This is a genomic window from Candidatus Nomurabacteria bacterium (genome assembly GCA_016699365.1).
Classification (GTDB): Bacteria; Patescibacteriota; Minisyncoccia; order Phycocordibacterales; family UBA9973; genus CAZLWF01.
The window spans coordinates 506653-530724 of sequence record CP064973.1 but is presented as its reverse complement, the minus strand read 5'-3'; the positions used below and the strand labels follow the sequence as shown (position 1 = coordinate 530724).

General features: G+C 37.7%; 21 protein-coding genes and 1 tRNA gene. 6 read left to right on the top strand and 16 right to left on the bottom strand.

What is annotated here, in order from left to right; all coding sequences use genetic code 11:
* Positions 1–52: 52 nt before the first annotated feature.
* The 5 genes from IPJ63_03020 to IPJ63_03000 form a co-directional block, all read right to left on the bottom strand.
* Positions 53–3976, bottom strand: coding sequence for a hypothetical protein (locus IPJ63_03020; protein ID QQR76443.1), 3924 nt, complete (start codon positions 3974–3976; stop codon positions 53–55).
* 86 nt (positions 3977–4062) lie between these two features.
* Positions 4063–6615 carry a hypothetical protein gene (locus tag IPJ63_03015; GenBank protein QQR76442.1) on the bottom strand — a complete coding sequence of 851 codons (2553 nt, stop codon included), beginning with the start codon at positions 6613–6615 and terminating at the stop codon, positions 4063–4065.
* Between the two features lie 44 nt (positions 6616–6659).
* A complete protein-coding gene (locus IPJ63_03010; protein ID QQR76441.1) occupies positions 6660–6800 on the bottom strand; it encodes a hypothetical protein in 141 nt (46 codons plus the stop codon).
* A gap of 5 nt (positions 6801–6805) precedes the next feature.
* Positions 6806–7303 (bottom strand): VTT domain-containing protein, encoded by a 498-nt coding sequence (locus IPJ63_03005; protein QQR76440.1) that lies wholly within the window; start codon positions 7301–7303, stop codon positions 6806–6808.
* A 1-nt stretch (position 7304) separates the two neighbouring features.
* Positions 7305–7931 (bottom strand): CPBP family intramembrane metalloprotease, encoded by a 627-nt coding sequence (locus IPJ63_03000; GenBank protein ID QQR76439.1) that lies wholly within the window; start codon positions 7929–7931, stop codon positions 7305–7307.
* A gap of 85 nt (positions 7932–8016) precedes the next feature.
* On the opposite strand from IPJ63_03000, the gene IPJ63_02995 reads away from it, so the two are divergent.
* Positions 8017–8087: transfer RNA gene (locus tag IPJ63_02995), tRNA-Gln, on the top strand.
* Positions 8088–8349: 262 nt separating this feature from the next.
* On the opposite strand, the gene IPJ63_02990 is transcribed toward IPJ63_02995, so the two are convergent.
* The gene (locus IPJ63_02990; protein QQR76438.1) at positions 8350–8943 is read right to left on the bottom strand and encodes a non-canonical purine NTP pyrophosphatase; all 594 of its coding nucleotides are present in this window, start codon (positions 8941–8943) and stop codon (positions 8350–8352) included.
* A 112-nt stretch (positions 8944–9055) separates the two neighbouring features.
* Here IPJ63_02990 and IPJ63_02985 point away from each other — a divergent pair, with 112 nt between their 5' ends.
* Both IPJ63_02985 and IPJ63_02980 read left to right on the top strand, forming a co-directional pair.
* Complete coding sequence (locus tag IPJ63_02985) at positions 9056–10534, top strand: ABC-F family ATP-binding cassette domain-containing protein (protein ID QQR76437.1); 1479 nt, start codon at positions 9056–9058, stop codon at positions 10532–10534.
* Positions 10535–10546: 12 nt separating this feature from the next.
* On the top strand, positions 10547–10813 hold the full coding sequence (locus IPJ63_02980) for a GIY-YIG nuclease family protein (protein QQR76436.1): 267 nt from the start codon (positions 10547–10549) through the stop codon (positions 10811–10813).
* A gap of 23 nt (positions 10814–10836) precedes the next feature.
* On the opposite strand, the gene IPJ63_02975 is transcribed toward IPJ63_02980, so the two are convergent.
* The 7 genes from IPJ63_02975 to IPJ63_02945 all read right to left on the bottom strand — a co-directional run bounded on the left by IPJ63_02975 (position 10837) and on the right by IPJ63_02945 (position 17509).
* The gene (locus tag IPJ63_02975; protein ID QQR76435.1) at positions 10837–11808 is read right to left on the bottom strand and encodes a serine hydrolase; all 972 of its coding nucleotides are present in this window, start codon (positions 11806–11808) and stop codon (positions 10837–10839) included.
* Positions 11809–11811: 3 nt separating this feature from the next.
* Complete coding sequence (dnaX, locus tag IPJ63_02970) at positions 11812–12849, bottom strand: DNA polymerase III subunit gamma/tau (protein ID QQR76434.1); 1038 nt, start codon at positions 12847–12849, stop codon at positions 11812–11814.
* Positions 12850–12931: 82 nt separating this feature from the next.
* A complete protein-coding gene (locus tag IPJ63_02965; GenBank protein ID QQR76433.1) occupies positions 12932–13768 on the bottom strand; it encodes a transposase in 837 nt (278 codons plus the stop codon).
* Between the two features lie 124 nt (positions 13769–13892).
* Complete coding sequence (locus tag IPJ63_02960) at positions 13893–14921, bottom strand: tRNA-dihydrouridine synthase (protein QQR76432.1); 1029 nt, start codon at positions 14919–14921, stop codon at positions 13893–13895.
* Positions 14922–15815 carry an FtsQ-type POTRA domain-containing protein gene (locus tag IPJ63_02955; GenBank protein QQR76431.1) on the bottom strand — a complete coding sequence of 298 codons (894 nt, stop codon included), beginning with the start codon at positions 15813–15815 and terminating at the stop codon, positions 14922–14924.
* Between the two features lie 15 nt (positions 15816–15830).
* A complete protein-coding gene (gene serS / locus IPJ63_02950; GenBank protein QQR76430.1) occupies positions 15831–17144 on the bottom strand; it encodes a serine--tRNA ligase in 1314 nt (437 codons plus the stop codon).
* Positions 17145–17197: 53 nt separating this feature from the next.
* Positions 17198–17509 carry a hypothetical protein gene (locus tag IPJ63_02945; GenBank protein QQR76429.1) on the bottom strand — a complete coding sequence of 104 codons (312 nt, stop codon included), beginning with the start codon at positions 17507–17509 and terminating at the stop codon, positions 17198–17200.
* A 50-nt stretch (positions 17510–17559) separates the two neighbouring features.
* Between IPJ63_02945 and dprA the strand changes: the two genes are divergently transcribed.
* Both dprA and topA read left to right on the top strand, forming a co-directional pair.
* Entirely contained in the window at positions 17560–18420 is an 861-nt protein-coding gene (gene dprA, locus IPJ63_02940; protein QQR76428.1) for a DNA-protecting protein DprA, read from the top strand.
* 91 nt (positions 18421–18511) lie between these two features.
* Complete coding sequence (topA, locus tag IPJ63_02935) at positions 18512–20740, top strand: type I DNA topoisomerase (GenBank protein QQR76427.1); 2229 nt, start codon at positions 18512–18514, stop codon at positions 20738–20740.
* Positions 20741–20975: 235 nt separating this feature from the next.
* Here the strand turns inward: topA and IPJ63_02930 are convergent, their stop codons facing one another.
* The 3 genes from IPJ63_02930 to IPJ63_02920 all read right to left on the bottom strand — a co-directional run bounded on the left by IPJ63_02930 (position 20976) and on the right by IPJ63_02920 (position 22478).
* Complete coding sequence (locus IPJ63_02930) at positions 20976–21317, bottom strand: hypothetical protein (protein QQR76426.1); 342 nt, start codon at positions 21315–21317, stop codon at positions 20976–20978.
* Positions 21318–21393: 76 nt separating this feature from the next.
* A complete protein-coding gene (locus IPJ63_02925; protein ID QQR76425.1) occupies positions 21394–21807 on the bottom strand; it encodes a hypothetical protein in 414 nt (137 codons plus the stop codon).
* 62 nt (positions 21808–21869) lie between these two features.
* Positions 21870–22478: a histidine phosphatase family protein gene (locus IPJ63_02920; GenBank protein QQR76424.1), complete on the bottom strand. Its 609-nt coding sequence runs from the start codon at positions 22476–22478 to the stop codon at positions 21870–21872.
* A gap of 73 nt (positions 22479–22551) precedes the next feature.
* Between IPJ63_02920 and IPJ63_02915 the strand changes: the two genes are divergently transcribed.
* Positions 22552–24021 (top strand): bifunctional (p)ppGpp synthetase/guanosine-3',5'-bis(diphosphate) 3'-pyrophosphohydrolase, encoded by a 1470-nt coding sequence (locus IPJ63_02915; GenBank protein QQR76423.1) that lies wholly within the window; start codon positions 22552–22554, stop codon positions 24019–24021.
* Positions 24022–24072: the final 51 nt, after the last annotated feature.

The following is a 24072-nucleotide window of genomic DNA, read 5'->3' as shown; positions in this document are numbered from 1 at the left end:
TAAAGTTACTTTAATTATAGCATACCAAAATAATATTTTGCAAAAAAACAAATTAGAAGTTCCCTGTCATTATGTAGTTTAGATCTGTAGAATACGCACCTGTTTCTGTTCCTGTGGACATGTTGGCAATATAACCAACTGAATAAGTTGAAGTAAATCCATCTCCTTGTGACTGTGTTGCAAATGTTGACGCACCAGAAGTGCCGTCGTATCCATAACCAGAACCACTATATGTATCATCTACGGCATCATAATATGAAATACCTGCTACTGTAGCCTTGATTCCAAACTGTTCTGTTCCTGCGCTCGAAGCGGTATTCGTACTACCAATTGCATCTATTGTGCCGCCAGCACTAGTTAGTGTAGGACCTTCTACTGTTATTGTATATCCACCAGCTGCACTTGAAGACGCTGTGAGAGTATGGGCTGTAGCCTCAGTATCGCTACCAGCTGCATCCCCTGTTGCATAGCGAGCATTCGATGTTGTAAGTGGACCAAATCCTATAGTGGTATCTGATATATCAAATGATATAGTCCTATCTTCGGTCTCCACCCACTGCAAAGACATCATTGCAAAATCCCATTGCCGAACTGCGTTTGACGCCGAACTACCGTCTGTCGATGTACGCAACCTAAACCAACCTTCATCACCTGAGGTATTTACCAAGTCATCGGGGTTTGTCATATAACCAGCTGCACCTCCAGATATAGCTGTACCTACGGTTATGTTGTCTGTATATACAAGTGCCGTTGTTGCAGTCGCTCCGAGAGCAATGAACCCTCCCGCAGCAACTGCTGCTGTGTTATATCCAGAATAGTCTGCGATATTTAAGGCGACAGTACCAGCTGTACCAGCCATATGTTGAGATGAAAAGAAAATACCTGTTATAGCGCCGTACGCTGGCTCTCCACTCAAGCTAAATTTGGTATGCGAGGCCGACCCCTCCTGAGAAGCTGTCGCGTTCATATCTACATCAAAGGAATAGAAGTCATTCGCCTCTCCTGCTCCTCTGTTTGTCGACTCATCTTCTGCAAGTATCTGCCATGTCGTACCGTTGTTTGTAGAACCATTCATATCTATTGTACGAGTTGCAGTACAATCATTTGCTGAGTTTGTCCCAAATGATATGAAACAATAGGCCCCAGCAGAATCCGAATTCGTAGTTCCAAGCATTATATATGAATAGTCTATCTGGATTGCTCCAGTACCAGCTCCAGATGATCTATAATATCGCAAGCGCACTTCACCATTTGAAACATAGTCACTGACCGTAATATTGTTTTTGGCACCGATACGTACTGTGTCCGTTGTTGAACAGTTTGGTATTTCTGTCGTTATGTCGTCCCATGCACCAGTTGTAAAATTCCTTAGTGCCATTTTTATTTCAGGAGCTTCTGTTGTTGCTGTACACGCGAACTCTGAACGAGCAAGAATTGTATTCATACTCGGATACGTTTTGACATTGAAAAATGACAAATAACAGTCTGGCCCACCGGTTGTACCGAGACACTGAAGGTCCGTATTGTCTGCACCTCCTTGTGTGACTGTATTTGCATTTGTGTAATCTCCAGTAAAAGAGTTTGTAAGTGCTGTTGCGTCACCTGGTTCATAGACAGGATTAATCACAGGATATATACGCAAATAATCTATCGCGAAGTTACCGGCTGTTGTAGCGTTTGTTGTTGAATAGTACCTGACCAAAACGCGCTTGTTTGAGTCGGTTGTAACAAAGTTCGTAAGTGGAGTAGAAACTGGAGTATTGGATCCGTTGGACCACTTACCGTCATAGACGTTCCATGTATATGCAGTTGCTGTAGTTGGTGTTATTACCGCATCACGAGAGTTGAGTGTCCTCCACCCTCCTCCTGTACAATTTGAATCTGCAGCATGGTCTACGCTTGTAGTTGAAACCCAATCACATATCTGTACAAGCAATGTCGGAGCTGTAGCATCTACGTCTATTTCAGACTGTACTATTATAGTGTTTGCCCCATTGAGCTTTACCCCGTTCATGAAAAGCTCTACATCTATACCACTCGCTGTTCCAGTAAGCTCCCAGTGACGATTGTCATCAGCAAGTGTACCTTTCCATGAGCCAGTATTTGCGCCGTTTGCTCCCGCGGCAATAGTATTATTTGCTGTTGTATCTGTACCTGTAACCAGAGTTTGTCCGGTAGGTGTAAACTGGTACGTAACTGTAGGATTACTAGAATCCTCTATCCATTGAATAGACATCATTGCAAAATCCCATGCTGTTGTAGAGTTGTCCGTTGTCGCTCCTGACGTAGACGTACGTAGACGCATATTCATACGACCGTTCACTGTGTCGACATAGTCCTCTGGATTTATTTGTTGCCCATATGATAAAACAGCTGCTGTTATAACATTGTCTTGATAAGTCTGTGTTGTTGCGTTTACTGCAGCTCCGACATCCGTCCATCCACCAGTAGTAGAAGTTAGTCCTGAGTAATCCCTCAAACTATTTGTAACTCTCGTAGTTCCAGTGCTGCGCGAAGTCGTACGACTAGACCAGTTTATACCAACCACTTGTGCATTGGCAGGAACTGTTACCGGTACAGATATATTTGCAGATACACCCTCTTCAACAGTAGTATCCTGATCGGTATCGTTTGGATAAAATGAATTTGCTTCTCCTGTTCCCATAGCAGCAGCTTCGTCTTCACCTGCGATATCAAAAGTAGATGCTGCAGCAAGAGTATTGAGAGTTCGAGTGTTTGTGCAGTTTGTTGCAGTACCTGTACCAAAAGATATCTCACACAGAGATGAATCTGTATTTACAGAACCGAGCATTACATATTGCCAGTCAACAAAAATACCGTTTGTCACAGACGCAGTCGACGCCCATCGAACGCGCATCTCACCTGCTGATATGTAGTCATTGAATACAAATCCTCCATCAACTGCCGAGTTGTGCGCAAAATATCTATCTACGTCCGATGTCGTACACGAAACATCCGAACCTATCTGATCCCATGCGCTATCAGTAAAGTTGTACAAATACTGTCGGATAGTTGTTGCACCAGTACAGTTCACCGAAGAACCGACGAGTATGGTATTCATCCCCGTATACTGTTTGATATTTTGATATGACAAATAGAAGTCTACGACCTGCGAAGTTGCAGATACTCCTACACGGTTGTTGTCGTTTGTACTTGCAGAAGTCCATGCGGTAGCGTTGTTAACTATCGGAACAGAGTTTACATACACCCCTGTCTCCGTACCTCCACCAGAAACCTGATCTACATAGTCTGCTGCATAGTACACAGAGTCTATATATGCAAATGCAGTTAGATAGTCTATAGATACAACAGAAGTAGAGCTTGTTGTAGAGTAGTACCGAAATTTCATTTCATTACTTCCATTCACGAAGTACGTAAGTGGTGTATCGATAGGTGTACCGGCATCAGATGTTCCGTTGGAAAAAACACCATTGTAAAGTTGCCATCGCAACTGATCGTTTGCAGTATCCGTATATGCTACATCGGCGTTTGATGCATTCTGAGTGTTTATTGTACGCCACCCGCCTCCAGTACAGTTTGCATCGGCTGCGTTGTCTACGTTGGTTGTTGAAGTAAAGTCGCATATCTGAAAAAGCATACTGTACGCTGTAGCATCCATATCTATCTCTGTACCGATATCGAGTTTGTTTGCACCGTTTAGCCCGACTCCACCTATGGTAACAACCATAGAGATACCAGATGCACCTGCACCAGCAACTTGCCAATGGAAACCATCGTTTGTCATCATTCCTTGATGAGAACCTAAGTTTGTTCCTTCGGTTGCAGCAATAGTCGCAGATGTGACATTTTGCTCAGTGCCTGTCTCGACTACTACGTCAGTTGGGAAAAATTGATAGGTGGCCGCTTCTGCATTTTTTACAACAGGCTCTTCTGATCTTTTGTCTAAAACACGCATCAGAACCATGTCTGTAAAACCACTAAATAAAAATGCCACAATTAAAAAAATGGTTAGAACTTTTTTAAAATTAAAAAAATTTGAAATTTTATTTATTTTTGTTTTAAGATATAAAAATTTCATTTTTAATCAATTTTTTCCTTTGTCGTAATATCTTCCACACCCTCTTCTTTTATGCTTTCTGAATTCGATATAGACTCTATTTCTAAAGTATCTTTTTCTTCTTTGGGTGTGATGAGTTCGGAATTCTGTGCGTCTACAGATATCTCTGAAATATCACCGTTTGGTTCTAAATATTTTATCTCAGAATCAACTGTGGAACTAATTCCTTCAGAAGAAATTCCCCCTGAAGCTGTGTTGTATTGATAAATTGCAGTATTGCCCGGAGCAAACCAAAAGATTATACCTCCACTCACGTCGACAGTGGTCGCAACATCTACGCTTGATCCCAACGCAACCAAATTCCACTCTGTTCCACTAGCTCTCTCGTTCATGATTTGTTCTTCTGTATATGAAATAGGAGTAAGTCCTGGGACAATAGCTTCTGTTGTACTCAAAATAAGATCCTCTGTGATTTTAACATCACTATTATCATATTTATGAATAGTGTCGATAATAATATTACCACTCTCACCAATATTTATATCATCTAGAACTTTGTTTATTGAATCATTTACTTGATTTTCTATAATTGCATCTGAATTTAATGTTTCAGAATTGTCTTCTGATACTACAGAATTTTCTGATGAATCAGGATTGTCTACAGTACTATCAGAAATAGAATTCTCAGAAGAACCAGCTTCACTTCCGTCGCTTGTACTACTAGCTGAAGAAGCTTCGTCACCCGCAGAAGATTCTGAAGTACTTGAACTACTCTCTGCCGAAGAAGATGAATCTCCTCCGCTAGAAGAGCTTTCTCCGCCACCACTCTCGCCACCACTACCTCCTGAAGATTCACCACCACCATCTTCACCTTCAGCATATACTTGCAGTACACCAAAAAGATTTTTGATTTTTCTACCAAATGAAATAATTTCTGTATTCTCTGATGGAACTATTTCTGTATTTTCCGGAGCCAGATCTACTGGCAAAGTTTCGACAACAGGCTCCTCTATTGTTTCCACTACTTCTGGTTCTACTATCTCTTCTACTGGAGCTACAACCTCTACTTCTACTGGGTTATCGAGAGACCCCTCAGTTTCATCTTCTGTTACAACTATAATTTCTACACCACCCTGTTCTTCTATTATCTCACCTTCTGGAAGCTCTACTGCTGGTGGAATCTTTGTATACCAAATCATCGGTATATCGTTGCGTAAAATCTTTATTACTCTTATATCGTCAATTGTTTTATCAGACAAGATTACATCTGTACCAAAATCTGGCTGTCTTATAGGATCTTCTCCTAGTCCGTCGTATTCAGCTGAAAGAATAACTGAATCCAAAAACACAACAGGCTTTTCATCGAAACTAGAAACTTGTTCCAATTTTATTTGAAAACTATTTACATCTGACCATTCCTTCAGAGGCAGACTAAAATTCAAATCTTTCCAAGAACTCATAGAAACATATCCGAGTGACACCCACTTTTCTCCATCCAATGTATAAACAATTTTCAATATTGCATCGTTTGGTATAACCTCTGCAATATTTTCTGAATCTTCATTTGGAGTACTATCCAAATCGGCTTCACCGTTTTCAGATGAAGATCTGTCTATATTTATAACTTCACCAGAACTAGTATCTGCTTGCTCTAGGTTTTCAGATTGTGGTTCTGGAATTTCTTCTATCACAACAGGTTCATCTACTACCACCTCAACTATTTGTGGTTCTGCTGTTTCCACACTTGATATATCTTCACCTTCAGCATGCACTCTCTTTGTAAAGAATCTAAGAAATGCAGATTCACCAGCAGGCTCTGCGGGACTAGGTTCTGGCTCCGGTGAACTTACTGGCTCTGGAGATTCTTCTGCCGGAGCTTCGACTTCAATTACTTGCTCAATAACTTCTGGAGCAACTGATGGAGCTTCTTCTGATTGAACAGTATCTGTAGAATCTACTCCACTATCTAAAACATCACTTTCTAAAGAATCAGTTGATTGAGTCCCGTCATTTGAATTTTCTATTTCTATTATTTCTATATTGTCAGTACCAACTCGGACATCTTCAGTTTCTGGAACAACAAGTATCTCTGTCTTACTATGTTCAACAGATCCATCGTCGACAGAAATTCTAAAACTCAAAGAAAAAGAATTGGCGATTGCTTCTGGAGGTATCTCTCCTTCAAACCCACCGCAGAATATATCTGATGTGCCACGCATACGAGCTGAGTTCTCGTCATTGAAAGATTCTATACTGTCATCTTTCTCCAAACTCGGAGCACCTGTTGCATTTTCAGGATTCTCCCAACCACCAAGACAGCTTGTGGGATAGAAATTTACAACATCAGCTTTTGTAGGATTTGATAGAGATGAAACCGCTAGCACCATCAATACAACCAAACCATAACCTATAAAATATTTATCCTTACTGAAAAGTTCGCGTATTTTTTGTTTATCAATTCTTATTACAAAATAGGTTGGTCGCAGAGAAAGAACCTTAGATTTACCAGAAATCGTGACATCTTCTATCCATGTATTTTTTATATGACTCGTCTTACTTCTACGACGAAAAAACATAGAAAAATTATAGCATAATTTTGCACTCCACTGTATGAGGAAAACTATTTATTTAGTTTATTTTTTCTAAGCTGCAAGAAGATAAAAAGTAAAACCATAAAACCAATCACATACAAACCTATGTGTTCAAAATTCTGGATATCTTTGCCATATTTTTCATAAGCCACTCCACTCTGCCAACCCATAAATCCTAAAACCCCTGCGCGTATAAGAGTTCCAAAAAAGTTAATACCATGTATCTAGTCATAGTCATGCCAATAATCCCTGCATAAGCACAAACTACAACACTCGGTATAAAAGGTAGAGTTCTGAATATAAAAACAATCAGAGTGTCATTTCCCCGAGAGCGCTGTTTAGCAACGAACAACTCTATAGACTCCCAGCTCACGCCAAGTATCCAACCAAATTTTCGGACCATTGGCTCCCCTCCTTTTAAAACAAGATAGTATACAAATATAGAGCCAACTGTAACTCCAAGTGACGCAGGGATTATTACTAAAATAAAAAGTTTAAGTATAGACGCGAGACTTATAGGATCAAGTCCCATAAGCAAAAAACCTCCTCCCATCTGCACTATATATGAAGGTATGATAGCAATTACCTCTTCGATAATAGAACCTGTAAAAACTCCAAGCGCTCCAAGAGGCAAGATTGAGTTTTGTACATAGAGTGTTAGTTGATCGAGCATCTTATGAGATTATTACGAAAAAACCAAAAAGTACAGCGATAAAGTTCAACACTGAATGAGCAAGACTAATCAAAATAAGATTTGGGTAAATCATATACACAGTCGCAAAGCCTAAACCTCCAATAAAAGCTAGCGGCAACATAATGGTTGGAATCGGATACAGAATATGAATCAATGTAAACAATAGTGCATTTATTAATACGATTCCCAATCTGTCAGAAAAAACTTTTCTAAGTAATGGAATTAGAAATCCTCTGAAAGCAAACTCTTGCAAAAAAGAAACGACCAAGAATAAATACAAGAAATGTGGATTGGTCCACCACCCCTCCACAGGAGTCATGCCATTTTGATTTGCAAACCAGATTATCAAAGTTGCTCCTGTTAGAGTAAATGCAGCATAAGGCAAGAGTGCGTGACGAAAGTTGTCGAGTCTGTATCCAAAATCTTTTTGCTGCCACCGCTCATGTTGAATAATTCCGTAAATAAAAAGTGAAGATATAAACAATACAACTATGCGCCAAGATTCTGGAACCAATCCAAAATAAAGTAAAAATACTGGTAAAACAAAAATAACACCTATCTGTGCCAAAACTAGGCGAACATTTGTTTGAGTACTTTGATTTTCCACATATCAAGTATAGATGTTCTTTGAATATTTTCAAAATCGTTGAAAATAAGACTCTAATATAGTATTGTGAACGTGTTAAGAATATTGCCAGATCGTCTAATGGTAGGACACCTCCCTCTGGAGGAGGTTATCTTGGTTCGAGTCCAGGTCTGGCAGCAAGCGAAATTTTTTATAAATTATTTTATAAAAAATTATGCTCGATTGCTCGCCAGACCTGGACGAGAAAGACGCAGGCGGTATACAAGATTCTAAGTGAAACGAAGAATGCTTGTCGCCGAGTCGGGGTCGAGAGTACTTAGTCCGCGCAGTGTGTACTCACACGAGCAGACTTAGTAACTCGTGACCGAGTCCAAGTCCCACAGCCAAGAAAATTAATAACAAGTATTTAAAAAACCTCCCACTTGGGAGGTTTTTGTTTTTAAAACTTTTGCAAAAATAGAAGTGCTTGGCGAAATGCTTTTCCTCTATGAGAAATTTTATTTTCTTCTTCAAGGCTCATTTCTGCCCAAGTCTTGTCTTGTCCATTTGGAATAAAAAGTGGACTGTACGGCATGCTGGGTTGTGGAGCTGTACGTGGAGCATCAAGTAAAATTCCATAGACCTTACCGGTAAAAAAATATTCTTTGCCTTGCGGAGAAACCAGAGCAACCACAGTTTCAAAATAAGCTTTTCTATTTTTTATACCTTTCATTTTTGAAAGACAGTATTCCATTATCTCAAGAGTACTCTTACCCTCCCCGGCCCATCTTGCAGATATTATCCCAGGAGCACCGTCGAGAGCGTCGATAAATATGCCTGTATCTTCGGCCATTACCCAAGATCCTTTTTCAGCAAAGGCGAGAGCAAAGATAGCTTTTTTAAATGCATTTTCTTTGAGAGTGTCTCCATCCTCTACTGCCTCACCTTTTATTCCCGCTTCATCTAAAGTATCTATGTTTATCAGTGATCCAGAAAAAATAGTCTTTATTTGCTCAGCTTTACTTACATTGCGTGTCGAAAGAACAATATTCATACTTTATTTATTTTGTTACAACAATAGCACTGCTAGAAAATAGGTCAAGAAAAATTTAGAAATTTAGACAATTTCTGCTATAGTCTACTCTCAAGAATCTAACAAGAAATATATGGCGAAAAACGAAGCAATTCTCCGTTTTGAAGGAGTAACATTTGAATACGGACCAAACAAGCCAATCCTGGATGAGGTGAGTTTTACTTTGCGTGAAGGAAGCAAGATAACAATCATGGGACAAAACGGTGCGGGCAAAAGTACCATATTTGGTCTTATTACTGGTTTACACAATCCTGAAAATGGGACTATAAACATAGTCAACGGAACATCTATAGCAATCGCAAGACAAGTGATTCCTCGTGAATATATGGAACTAAGTGTACGGGATTTTTTCCAAAACTGTTTCAATAAAAAAATATATGATATAGACCCTAAAATTGATGAGGTGCTCGAAATCGTAAACCTAAAAGGTCATACAAAAGTTCACGACAAAATCATAAAAACCTTTTCTGGCGGACAACAAGCTCGTCTGCTTTTAGCCAGCGCCCTGATTCAAGACCCAGATTTGTTGCTACTCGATGAGCCCACAAACAACCTAGATCATGCAGGAATAAAACATCTAACGGACTTCTTGGTTAACTATAAAAAAACTGTGATGGTTATTTCTCACGATGCAGATTTTCTAAATGCTTTTTCGACCGGGGTTCTATATCTGGATGTATACACTCGCAAAGTAGAACAATATGTCGGAAACTATAAAGATGTTTTGAAAGATATAAGCGCTCGAGTTGAAAAAGAAAACATGAAGAACGCCCAACTTGCAAAACAAATCCAAGCTAAAAAAGATAAGTCCAATGAATTCGCTCATAAAGGAGGTAGACTGCGTCTGGTAGCAAAACGCATGAAAGAACTGGCCGAAGAGCTCGAAGAGGAGATGGTAGATGTTCGTAAAGAAGATAAAACTATTCGAGATTTTACGATACCTGCACAAAATGAAATCTTGGGAGAAATAATGAATATCTCATCTTTTACAATTATGCATCCATCTACTCATAAGATAATTGAGCGAACAGCAAATATAAAATTGAAGAAAAATCAGCATCTGTTGCTAAAAGGTCCAAATGGAATAGGAAAAAGCACACTCTTGGAAAGTATGGCTACTGGACGAGCACGTGGTGCAAAAATATCTGACAATATTCGCGTTGGGTATTATAGACAAGATTTTTCAACTCTAAATTTTGACGATACGGTATTCAAGTGTCTTGCCGATGCAATGCTAGAGAGTGGCGTAAAAATAGATCAGGAAAAACTACGCGCTGTTGCATCAAGTTTTTTGATAAAGTCCGATGTAATCAATACAAAAATCGGTGCATTGTCTGAGGGACAAAAAGGGCTTGTGGCTTTTGCAAGACTTGTACTATTATGCCCAGGATTATTGATCCTAGATGAGCCAACAAATCACATAAACTTCCGTCATCTACCAGTAATCGCAAAGGCACTTAGCGCATATACTGGAGCTATGATACTAGTTTCGCACGTACCAGAATTCGTATCACAAATCAGAATTGATGAAACACTAGACTTAGAAAAATAAATTATAAAAGAAATGTATTTCGTATATATTCTCGAGTGTTCTGACAAAACTCTGTACACCGGATCTACAAACGATCTAGAAAAACGTGTATATGCGCACAACAATCTAAAAAACGGTGCGCATTATACAAAGATCCGAAGACCAGTTACGTTGAAATACTCTGAGAAATACAAAACATACGCAAAAGCCAGAGTACGCGAAGCACAGATAAAAAGATTGTCTCGAGAATCAAAAATGGAATTAATCAAAAATACTAAAATAAAAATCAGAGATAAGTAATCTCTGATTTTTATTTTAGTAAATTATTTGAAATTATCATCAACTTCTTCGTATGTATATTTAGACAAATATGATATTGCGCTAGACATTTTATTTATATCACTACCTCTAGTCATAATACATAGAACATATGGTTTATCTGGGTGATAAACTATACCGCAGTCGTGCAATTGTATAACCCCATTGTTTTCTCTTTCTCCGAATTTGTGAGCCACCACTATATCTTCTGGAACACCAGCTACAATACCATCTTTGTATTGCGTCTTAGATAAAACCCTCAATGCTTCATCCGAATTTACATAATTTAAATAAGATCCATTGTATAGAGTTCTAAAGAATTTTGAGTATGTTCTAACAGACATAAAATCCTCATTTGACTGATCTTCTGGTAACTCTATACTCAGATCGTTAAAAACTCTAAGACCAAAAGTACCACTGTTTTTTAATAAAATCCTAAGCGCAGAATTATCAGAATATGCAATCATCCTAAAAATTAGTTCTTCTACTGTGTAAGGCGTGCCTATGGACATCAACTCTTCTGGTGCTATATTTTGTTTACTATAATTATCATCCTCAATATTGAATGTATATGACTGCTTTAGCACAGAAAGATCGTCTTCAGATTGTTTCAAGTAAGAAATCATCAGTGGTAACTTCATAAGCGACGCTGGAGCAAATTTTTCCTCTTCGTTTAACCCAACCCACACACCGTTGTTCAAATCTCTAAAATAATAAGACAGGTCATCTATAGAACCATTTTCCATCAACAAGCTAGCTGATTCATATATACCTTCATCAAAAGAATTTAATTCTTTTGATTCAAAGCTATCACACTCCAAAAGTGGAGATATGAATTCATATTTATCTGTAAATCTTTCTTGGGAAAAATCAAAATTATAATCACTGTGCCCGTGATAAAGATACACACATAACCCACCAATAATAAAAGCTGTGAGTCCTATCAATATGCTTTTTTTATGATTATTAAAATTCATACACTATCTATTACATATATCAATCAATGCAATTTCTATAGGCAAACTCGGTATTACTGGATTACGTAAATTTTGATAAGTATCTAACAATACTTCCAATGTTCTAGAAGTTATAGTGTCAGGCTTTCTAGAAACTAAATCTTCTAGAAATTCCAAATCTACAGCACTAATACGCTCGGAAATATTGGACCTCATCTCTGGGGCATAACGCAGTAACAGCGCATAGCGTAATTTTATCAATACAAGATTTAAATACAACCTAGGGTCTATATTGCGTTCATTTAAAGTATTTAAAACAGAAACTCCGAGAGCTATATTTTTTTCAGACAAGGCAAACAAGAAGTCATTTACCAAAGTAGAGCTTGGTGCTCCTGTTATGGACTCAATCTCTTCAGAACTGATTTTTTTATTCTTTGAAGAAGATAGGACTTTTTGTAAAACTCCTAATGTGTCACGAAAAGATCCCTCACCTAAAACAGCTATCAGATCAATACTATCTTCTGGTATTGTAAAACCTTCTTTTTTGACTACATCTCTGACCACACCAGCTAAAAGCAATTCATTTGGTTTCTTAAAACTAAAAGTTTGGCATCTTGAAATTATAGTCTCAGGAACTTTGTCTAGCTCAGTAGTAGCCAATATAAATATCACATGAGCAGGTGGCTCCTCGAGAGTCTTCAGTAGTGCATTGAAAGCACCTTTAGATAACATGTGCACCTCATCTAAAATATATATTTTGTATTTTGAGTCAAAAGGTAGTGTGCTAACACCCTCGCGTAAATCACGTATATCTTCTACTTTATTATTAGAAGCTGCATCTATTTCATAAAAATCTTTATTAGTCACACCAAGAGCACTAGCCATGATTCTAGCAATTGAAGTCTTCCCTGTGCCCCTGGAACCAGCAAAAAGATATGCGTGAGCAATCTTGCCATCTTTGATACTAGATTCTAGTACCTTAACAATATGATCCTGTCCCACAACATCATTGAAATTTTGTGGTCTGTATTTTCTATATAGTGATGTATGCTCTGTTGCCATCCTCGAGATTATAGCACCTGGCAGAATAAACCAAAAACCCAAGGGAGGTTATACCCTTGGGTTCAGGAAAGATCAACGCCGTCTAAAGCAGACCTTCTTTTTTCATTCCGTCAATAAGTCTACTTATTCCAATCCCCCCTCCAAACCTAGGAAAGAAATCGAAAGACAAGAATTCTTCAAGCTCCTTCTCTACTCGATCGTGCCCAAAAAGTTCATACAACTTACCTGTGTATCCACCGTCGCTTATTGTATGAAATTGTTTACGCATCTCATCTATATCCGAACTACGCTCAGCTGAGCCGATAGTTTCGTGGCCCGATATTATAACGTCAATTTTTCTTGCATACTCACCTTCTTTTTTCATGTTCCAAAATGGTGAGGTACGTATTGGAAATTTTTTCAAAAAAACAGTTGATCCAAAATCCTCATACATCTTGCCTTCTTCTTTCCAAGATAAATCATCTGTCCCATATTTTTCCGTGAGCTCGTCATATGTTTTCTCTGCAAATTTATCCTTTGTAAATCCTAGATGTTCCAATAATTCTTTTTCCATATTCAACAAATCTTCTATGTTGCCTTTTGATTCAAATTCAAACATAGGGAAAATAAATTTATGCCTACCTTCTACTGGATTCTGCTCATTGCGATAGCTTGTTGAGACACAAAAATACCCCGCTACATCGGGGTTCTTCAACAATTCATATTCGAGCCACATCTGACCTGTCTGTGGCAGTGGCCACACATCGCCCAAGTAATTGTACGTAGCGACAGTAGAAGGATCTTCACAAGCTGCAAGAATTGAAAGTCTGTCTTGGGTGTGAACTTCTAAAAATCCCCTACTTATAAAAAATGATCGTAAACTATTTACGACCGCACTAAAACTTTTAGTATCTTCGATACCATTGTGATTTTTTACCATATTATTTTCTAATAAATTTATAAAACAAAAATGCCTTTCTGTTTTTACAGAAAGGCATTTTTGCGAAAAACCAAAAACGGTCGACAAAAACATTTTTGATTAGTCTTATAGCACATTGATATGATTATAGCAGATTTCTATAACCTGCAAGGAAGTTTTCCACAATTTCCCTTACCTCTTTTGCCGTGGTCGCATCTTCCATAAGTCTAACTCGGAGTTCCTTGGCTCCATCAAAGCCATTAACATAAGCCTTATAATGCTTCTTCATAATCGCAAAATTTTTCAATCCACCGAGCTCCCGCTCAAAAAGTTCTGTATGTTCACACATAACTTCAAGTTTCTCTTTTAGAGAAACTTCTTTTTTATTAGAATCAAAAAGCCACGGGTTTCCGAATATAGCTCTACCAAGCATTGCACCATCTGCATGCGACACACTTACCTTCTCTTTCGCCATGTCTAGATTTTGCAAATCACCATTGCCTATTATGAGTGTATCTACTCCCATCCTATCTCTAATCTCAACAACTTCACGCACATGTTCCCATCGCGCAGGCACAAGCGACATTTCTTTTCTGGTTCTGGCATGTATCGTAAGTGCAGCCAAGTTTTCTCCTAAAAGTTTTGGTATCCATTCATTTATACTATTCTTGTTATAACCAATTCGAGTTTTTACAGAAACAGGAATATCTCTGCCGCTATCTTTTATCCCTCGCTTTACTGCGCGTATTACCTCTACTGCATGTTCGGGATCTTTTATATGACTTGCGCCTGCACCTTGTTTCTCTATAGATCTATCTGGGCATCCCATATTTATATCAACACCATCAAAACCCAAAGTCGCGCAAAGTTTACTAGCTCCATACATATTTTCTAAATTCGATCCAAATATTTGCGCAACTATAGGGTGCTCACCTGTCCCATATTTTAAATCTACTTTTAGAGCATCTCTACCTTCGCTCATAAGTCCATCAGCAGAAACAAACTCTGTCCAAAATACATCAGGTCCACCTCCAACCTGTCCATGCCTACTGTATTTAGAAATTATTGTCCTAAATGCAATATCAGTAACATCAGCCATTGGGGCAAGACAAAAAAAGGGTTTATTCAAACCTTTCCAAAAATTTCCTTTGTTTTCAATATCCTTACTGTTCATTTAAAAGTTTGCTGTCTTCGGCATAAATTTATAATAGACCTTGTCTTTAAATCGTAAGTCTATGTATAGCAAGTTTGAACGCTCTTCGTCAAATTGCTTCTTGAAATCAACCGATGATAGCGCGATAGCTAAATTATCCAAAGATTCTTCTAAATTGTTTTCTCGTGAAAATAGAATAAATGATTTATTAGTCTGATTATTATCTGTCTTTGTTAAAACAATACGATATTCACCATTGTCTTGTATTTTTATAGACTCAGGAACAATATCCAAACCTTCTAGTCCGTAGACTAGTCGAATAAGCTCAATAAATCTTGCTTTGTCAGTTACGTTTTGACCAATTGGACTAAGTGTGCGATTTATCGTTTCAGATCCATAAAACTTAAAATATGCATCTCCAGAAAAATACGGAGATGTACCAAATATATAACCCTCCTCATCAGTAAAATAACAAGCCGATTCAGAATTTATATTAAATTCTTCATTCAAATATCCGCACCACAGATACTGACCTTCACGCTCTTTTACAACTATCTTTATGCCGTTGAATCCGAGTCTCGATACTGAAACTGATTCAAGTCTAGGATATTCGTTCAATAAATCCTTTTCTATACTCGATTTAGAAAATATAAAAATATTAGATTTAGAGAATATAAAAAAATAATTACCTTCTATAGTTTTGTTTGCAGATTTTGTTATATCCCGAACACTGCTTATGCGATTACCTTCTACTATTACATTTGATATATTTATCGAACGCAAGTGTGAAGCAAAAGACAATATACCTAAAAGCACTAATATAGTGGCCACAAAAAAATACACACGGCGTCTTTTGGCCCTCCGTTCACGCTCTGCTATATGAGATGGCTTCAGTACGACTCTTTTATTGTCCATGAAAAAACAATCTTATTATTTTCCAATAAACTCTCTATTACCTAAATATGGTCTAAGTACTTCTGGAATTTTTACAGAACCATCCTCTTGTTGATAGTTTTCAATTATAGCAATCAGCATTCTTCCTATAGCAATTGCAGTTGCATCATTCATATGAACAGGTTCTATCTTTCCATCTGCGCGTCTAACGCGAGTATTCAATCTTCTTGATTGAAAATTTCCTGTAAGGTCAGCACTGTGAGTCTCACGATATTTATTTTGCCCTGGCATCCAAGAATTTATATCTACTTGTCTATAGTCTGGGAATCCCATATCACCAGAACAGACCGATAGGACTTGATAAGGAATATTTAGCTTCTGAAGTATATGCTCTTGTATTGCGACTAGAAAATTTTGTTCTTGCATTGAGTTCTCCGGCAAAGAAAAAACTTCCATCTCTAATTTATCAAATTGATGTTGTCTTAATATTCCATTTGTATCCTTTCCGTATGTACCTGCTTCTCTTCGAAAAGCGGTTGAATATCCAGCAAGTCTTATAGGTAGATCGCGCTCTTCTATTATCTTATCCATATACATAGTTCCGAGTGTGTGTTCAGCAGAACCTATAAGCATGAGATCATCTTCTGGAAACATATAGTGATTTTCAGCACCCATAAAACGTGCCATTTTTACCTGCGCTACAGGCCGAACAAAAAATGGAGGTATTATCGGCATAAAAGCATCAACAGGAATTGAGATGTTTGCATTTTTTGCTATATCAGAAAGAACTTCTTTGTTGCCGAGCAATTCATAACACATTTGTATCAATGCAAACTGCATCAAGACAAGATCACCTTTTAGATATGCAAATCTAGATGAAGCTACTTCAGTCGCAGTCTCGGTGTCTATAACTCCTAACGCTTTACCAATTTCAAAATGCTCCTTTGGTGTAAAAGAAAATTCTGGTTTCTGACCCCATTCTTTTATTACCACATTTGCACTATCATCTTCTCCTTCGGGAGTATCTACAGAAGGAATATTTGGAATTGTAAGCATTATTTTTTGCCAAGATTCCATTATCTCTCTCAGACTAACTTCATTCTTTTCAAAATCATCTTTGATCAATTTCATTTCAGAAATCATCTGAGCACGTTTATTTTCATCACGTTCTACAGCGATTTGTTTTGAAGCAAGATTTTGCTCTGCACGTAGACCTTCGCACACTTTAGATAACTCAAGCCTTCTGTCATCCAAAGAAAGAAGCTCGTCTATATCGACAGATGCCCTTTTCTTTAAAATAGCCTGTTTTACAATATCTTGATTTTCACGGATGAATTTTATGTCTAGCATTTTAAAACTATAACAAAATATTCCAAAATAAAAAAGCTCTAGTCTTTAGAGCTTTAATTCTCATAGTCCTCTTGTAGGTTTCCTAATTTTGTAAAATCTTTCTTGTGATGAACGAAGCTGTATTCAGCGCCAATAATAGAAGCAAGCATCTGTACTCCAACTGTAAAATAATAAGCTGGTGTAAGTTCTGTTTCAGAATTGAGCGGAGCAGAAGTTCTTTCTTCTAAAATTCTTCCATCTTCAAATTCTATTTGAATCAAGAACCCAACCCATCCATCATTTTCAACAAAATCAATATTATTAGTTCCATTTAACCTCTCAAGTTTCTTCTTTGGAAAAGGGGTAACATCTATTCTCTTTACCATCTGCTATAATTTTTTATAATTGTATAAAAATATTCAAAGCAAGTAAACATATGGAAAATATAGAAGAACTAAAAAAAGAAGACTTCCCTTTCGGCCTGAATGAAATACCAGAGCCACCTAAAAAAATTTACATCAAAGGCAAGTTACCACCTATTGGTTCTATATATCTAACAATTGTCGGCTCTAGAAAATACACAAGCTATGGACGCGATGCTTGTGAAATGCTAATAGAAGGACTCCGTGGATACCCTATTGTTATAGTTTCAGGACTTGCTCTTGGTATAGACACTATCGCACATAAAGCCGCCATGAGAGCTGGATTAAAGACAGTAGCCTTCCCTGGATCAGGGCTTTCAAATAAAAATCTTTATCCGTATTCAAATAGAGGTCTTGCGGATAGCATAATTACACAAGGAGGATGTCTTGTTTCTGAATTTGAGCCAGAACAATCTGCGGCTATATGGACCTTCCCAAGACGCAATCGTCTAATGGCCGGAATATCAAAAGCTGTGCTAATAATAGAAGCTGAAGAAAAATCAGGAACTCGCATAACCGCGCGTCTTGCTACTGAATACAATAGAGATGTTTTAGTGGTCCCGGGCTCTATATTCTCTCCTGTATCAAAAGGAACAAATTCGTTGATTAGACTTGGTGCAACACCTATAACAAATTCCAACGAACTATTAGAAGCCTTAGGTTTTTCTGTTGAGAAAAAAGAGGATATAAACCGTGAATTGGAAGATTGCTCTCAGGACGAAAAGATAATTTTAGAATTTTTAAGTGAACCAAAAGCACGTGACGAAGTTCTGCGCACCATAGATAAATCCGTTACAGAAATAAACTCCATATTATCAGTATTGGAGATAAAAGGTCTTATAAAAGAAGAGTTCGGAGAGATCATAAGAATTTAAAATTAAAATTATCAAATTTGCTAAAAAAATTGAAGCGTGGTACTAATTTAGCAACATACTTATTGTGTTTATATAAATAAGTAATAAATATATGAAACTCTTAATCGTCGAATCACCATCAAAAGCAAAGACTATAGAAAAGTACTTGGACGGCAAGTACACTGTTCGCGCGTCTGTTGGACATATTCGAGACCTTCCAAAATCAAATAAAAAAGCTATTGATATAGAAGCTGGGTTTGTACCACACTATGAAAATTCTGTTGGTAAAGAAAAAGTCATAAGTGAACTAAAGACCCTTGCACACAAAGCTGATTCTATAATACTTGCAACTGACCCGGACCGTGAAGGAGAGGCTATTTCTTGGCATATAAAACAAATTCTAGATGCAGATAAGAAAGTGAAGAGTGATATCAAGCGCGTAGCTTTCAATGAAATCACAAAAGAAGCAATCGAGGAAGCTCTCAAGCACCCTCGTGATATAGATGAAAAACTTGTAAAAGCCCAAGAAGCTCGTAGAGTATTGGATAGACTTGTCGGCTACGATCTGTCAGGACTTATCTGGAAAAAGGTTCGTTATGGACTTTCAGCTGGACGAGTGCAATCCCCTGCACTTCGTATCATAATGGAACGCGAACGTGAGATTCGTGCTTTTATTCCTGAAAAATTCTGGGTTATTGATGGAGATTTTAAAACTTCAAAAAAAGAAGCTCTAACCCTTTCGTGTGTAGAAGAACCTCGTGATGAGAAAATAGTAAACAAAATTCTTGCAGAAGGTAAAAAAGGAACTTGGAAAGTAACAGACGTAAAAGAAACCGAACAAAAAAGATCAGCACGTGCACCTTTTACTACCTCAACACTTCAGCAAGTTGCTTCAACTCGTCTTGGATTTTCTCCATCCCGCACTATGCAAGTCGCACAGAAACTTTATGAAGCTGGACACATATCGTACATGCGTACAGATTCGACAAATCTTAGTAAACAAGCACAAGATCAGATACTTGCTCTTATCGCAAAAAAATATGGAAAAGAATATGCCGAAGCTCATACTTATAAAACAAAATCCAAAAACGCTCAAGAGGCTCACGAAGCGATCCGCCCGACTCATGTTGAAAATCTTCGCGAAGGCTCCACCGAAGAACAGCAAAAACTATACCGCCTAATCTGGGAAAGAGCTGTTTCTTCACAAATGGTAGATGCAAAAGTGTTGCGTACAAAAATTACAGCAAATATCGATAGTGATATTCCAGACTTCACTGCAAATGGATCACGAGTTATTTTCCCAGGATGGCTCACTGTAGATACAGACGCTCGAGGAGAAGATGTAGAGCTACCAAAAGTTTCTATTGGAGAGACCATAACACTTGTGGACTTACGTAGTACAGAAAAAGAAACACAACCTCCATCTCGATACACTGAAGCTGGACTAGTCAAAGAACTTGAATCTCGCGGTATAGGACGCCCGTCTACATATGCATCAATCATGCGCACAATCGAAGAGCGCGGATATGTAACAAAAGAAGGCCGTACACTTTTCCCTACTGATACAGGTGATGTAGTTTCAAGTTTTCTTGAAGCAAACTTTATGGACTACATATCAGATACATTTACTGCAGATATGGAAGACAATCTCGACGATATTGCCGAAGGTAAAAAAGAATATGTAAAAACTCTAAAAGATTTCTATGGGCCATTTACAAAAGATGTAAAAGCAAAAGACAAAATAGATAAGATTACAAACCTAGGAGCTGGACCAAAAGAATTCCCTTGCCCAGTGTGCGGCAAAGAAATGTACATAAAGCTAGGAAAGAACGGAAAATTTCTTTCTTGTGCAGATTTTCCAAACTGTATGGGTGGAAGAACTATTGAAGGTAAAATCATGGAAGGGCCAAAAGAAATTGGAGAACCTTGCCCACTCTGCGGAACAGATAAAGATGGTAAACAAAAGGAACTTACAAAATCTGGCGGTGGAAAACTAGTAATACGCGAAGGGCGTTTTGGAATGTTTATATCTTGCTCACGTTATCCAAAATGTAAATTTATAAAAGAAGACGAAGAAGAGCGCAAGAAAAAGATGACTGGCGTAGAATGTCCGGTTTGTAAAAAAGGTGAGATGATGGAGCGCAAAGGAAGATTTGGAATATTTTATTCTTGCTCAAACTATCCAGATTGTAAAAACGCAATCAAAGCAAAACCGACAGGCCGTATCTGTGATATGTGCGGAAGCCTTATGATGGAAGGGACGAAGACGATACCTGAACGTTGCAGTAACAATAAGTGTCCTAACCACCGCCCAGATAAACTAAATAAGCCAGTTAAATAAATGCAAATTTATTTGCATTTATAATCGTCTTCGTCGGACGGAGCGATGTTTCTGTAGCAACAGAAACCGCGAGTCGGGGTCGCGAGCAATAATTCTTGACGAAGAATTATTGACTTGTGACCTAAAACGATACCGGAACGTTGTAGTAATAAATCTTGCCCAAATCACAATCCTCACAAACTCAATAAATAAGCCAAAAGAAAAATCCTTTGATCAAACAAAGGATTTTTTTTATTTATATTTTTTTATATCTTTCCTGAAGGTCTTTCCATGACCTATGATCCAAGTATGCAAATAATATAAACACCAGCTGCAAAACAATCATTCTTTCTAGGTCAAAATAAATTTCCAAAAGGAAAATAATTATAAGAACAAAAAGAGCAATTATGGTCACAATGAATTTCAATTTCTTGGACCGGAGGAATTGCGGGCTACTAAAATATTTTTCCGCACTTGTTCCAGCCTCTTCTTTCATTTTTTTCAAAAAATGAAAAGTTATGAAGAGCTGAGCTGAATACCAAAATAAAATAACCACCATCTTAATGAAGAAATTGAAGTCCGTAAACGCTTGTTCCATTATTAATTTTTTCCAACCATACCACACAAATAAAAATCCCGCAAGTCATGCGGGATTTTGCTAGGTAAAGTATATTTTATTTTAGCCCAACAGAAGGGACGAGAGCTGCGATTTTTTTCTTCGGCCCGCCAGGGGAAATAAAATAAACTTTTTCCCTGTTTATTATCACAACATCTCCTTCAAATACGGAATGGATACTTTCGGAGCTTCCCTGTGAAATGTACTTAGCAATCTCTGCAAGTGATTTAGCATCGGCATTTTCAACTCTTGCCTTTTGAAACTTCATCTGGACGCCGTTGTATGCATAATGCTTCCCGTCGTTCACATTACTTGTATCAAGCTTTGGGATATTGTGAGTCATCCCAACATACTCACCACTCAAAAGTGAGTGTCCCCAAATACCACTGATGTCAAAACCTCTACCAAGTGCCTTGTTTACTAATTTAGACACTTCCATGACGTTCTCATGGGAAATAACAAATTTTTCCATATATTATTTTTTCCAACCATACCACACAAATAAAAATCCCGCAAGTCATGCGGGATTTTGCTTTAATGCTTGAATTCAAACACGTGAACATCTTCTTTTGGAGAATCTTTAGATAGCAAAAGTAAGTCGCAATTTCCAAAATGGAAATTTACAAGAACATCCTCCCAATCAAGACCGTAAAATTCTGCGTAAATCATTTTGCCAATATCTCCATGACAAGTAAGCAAGATATTCTCATTCTCGCTATGAACTTCTTGCAAAAAATCCAAGAATTCTCTTGCTCGAACCATCAGGTCAGGAAATGTTTCAGCTTCTGGTGGATCAAGGAAATATGTGATGTGTTCCCCTTTAATAATACGGCTTCCACATACTTCTTCGATTTGACTGGCCTTGAGTCCAGTCATAACACCAAAGTCTCTTTCGATCAATAGAGGATGGACTACTGGATTCATCAAACGCAATACTCTTGTTATGACTCTCCCTGTTTCATACGCTCGCTCAAGTGGAGATGAGTAGACCACGTCGAAATTAATCTGGGTTTCTTTTATTTTACCTGCAAGAATCCTTGCCTGTTCATATCCCTTATCTGTAAGAGGTAGGTCACGATGCCCATTTAGAATACCTTTTGCATTATCTTCATTTTCGCCATGCCTGGCTATGTATATATTCATAAAAACAATTTTAAAAAATCTAACACTATAAATCTTTTTTGTCAAAAAAATATTTATAGGATATAGTTTATATATGCCAAGCTTAAAGGAGCTACTAAAGCACACAAATAGCCCAAACGAAAAAGATATTGAGCTTATTACTCGTGCATATGAATACGCAGAAAAAGCCCATCTACCTCAAAAGAGGGCTAGTGGAGAACCCTATTTCAATCACGTATATTCTACAGCTATTACTCTGGCAGATTTGGGTATGAGTAGTACTGTTATAGCCTCAGGCTTACTTCACGATACTGTCGAAGATACCGAAGTAACCGAAGAAGACTTGGAGAAAATTTTTGGTAAGGAAATACAATTTCTTGTTCACGGAATTACAAAGCTAGGAAAATTAAAATACCGCGGAGTAGAACGTAACGTAGAAAACATGCGAAAATTCTTTGTATCAATGGCTGAAGATTTGCGCGTAATTGTTATAAAGCTTGCCGATCGTTTACACAATATTCAAACCCTTTCACATCTACGCCCTGATAAACAAAAGCGCATTGCACTTGAGACTCTTGAAATATATGCACCACTAGCAAACCGACTCGGTATGGGTAAGCTCAAGGGTGAACTTGAAGACGCAGCATTCCCCTATGCATACCCAAAAGAGCATGCGTTGGTTGTTGAACTTCTAAAAGAAAAAAAGGAAGTAAATGCAAAATATCTTACAGAAGTAGAACGTGCTTTGAAAAAGAATTTCAAAATGCAGGGTTTAAATTATGTTTCTGTCGACCAAAGAGTGAAGCATTTGTATTCACTTTATAAAAAAATGCAGAAATATGAGATGGATATCGACAAAGTCTACGATATTATCGCCGTGCGAGTTATTGTAGAAAACATAGAACAATGTTACCAGGTCTTGGGCATAATACACGGATTATGGAAACCCCTACCCGGCAGAATAAAAGACTATGTTGCAACTCCAAAACCAAACGGGTACAAAAGTATACACACTACTATTTTTACAGGTACAGGTGGAGTAGTGGAAATACAAATCCGCACCAAAGATATGCACGAGCAAGCAGAGTACGGTATTGCCGCACACTTTGCCTACAAAGAAAATCTAAACAAAACAAAGAAAAATAAAATTGCACTTCAATATCCTTGGGTAGAAGAACTACGCAATGCTGAGATGAATATAAACGGTTCCGAGAATTTCCTAGAATCCTTAAAAAGTGATTTCTTCAAAGATCGGGTTTTCGTATTTACACCAAAAGGTGACATTATAGATCTTCCAGAAGAATCTTGTGCTGTGGACTTTGCATATGCAATACATAGTGATATTGGTGATCATATAGCTGGAGCAAAAGTAAACAATAAATTCGTTTCTATATCCACAAAATTGAAAAGTGGAGACATAGTAGAAGTGACTACAAAAAAAGATGTAAATCCTTCAAGCAAGTGGCTTGATTATGCAAAGACTACACTTGCTCGCCACAGAATCCAAAAATATTTACGCGAAAATAGTCTGCTTTCAAAATTCCTATCTTTTGGGGGGAAATAAGACATCATAATTTCTGTATTATAAATACAATATAAAAAATCCCCAGAGGGG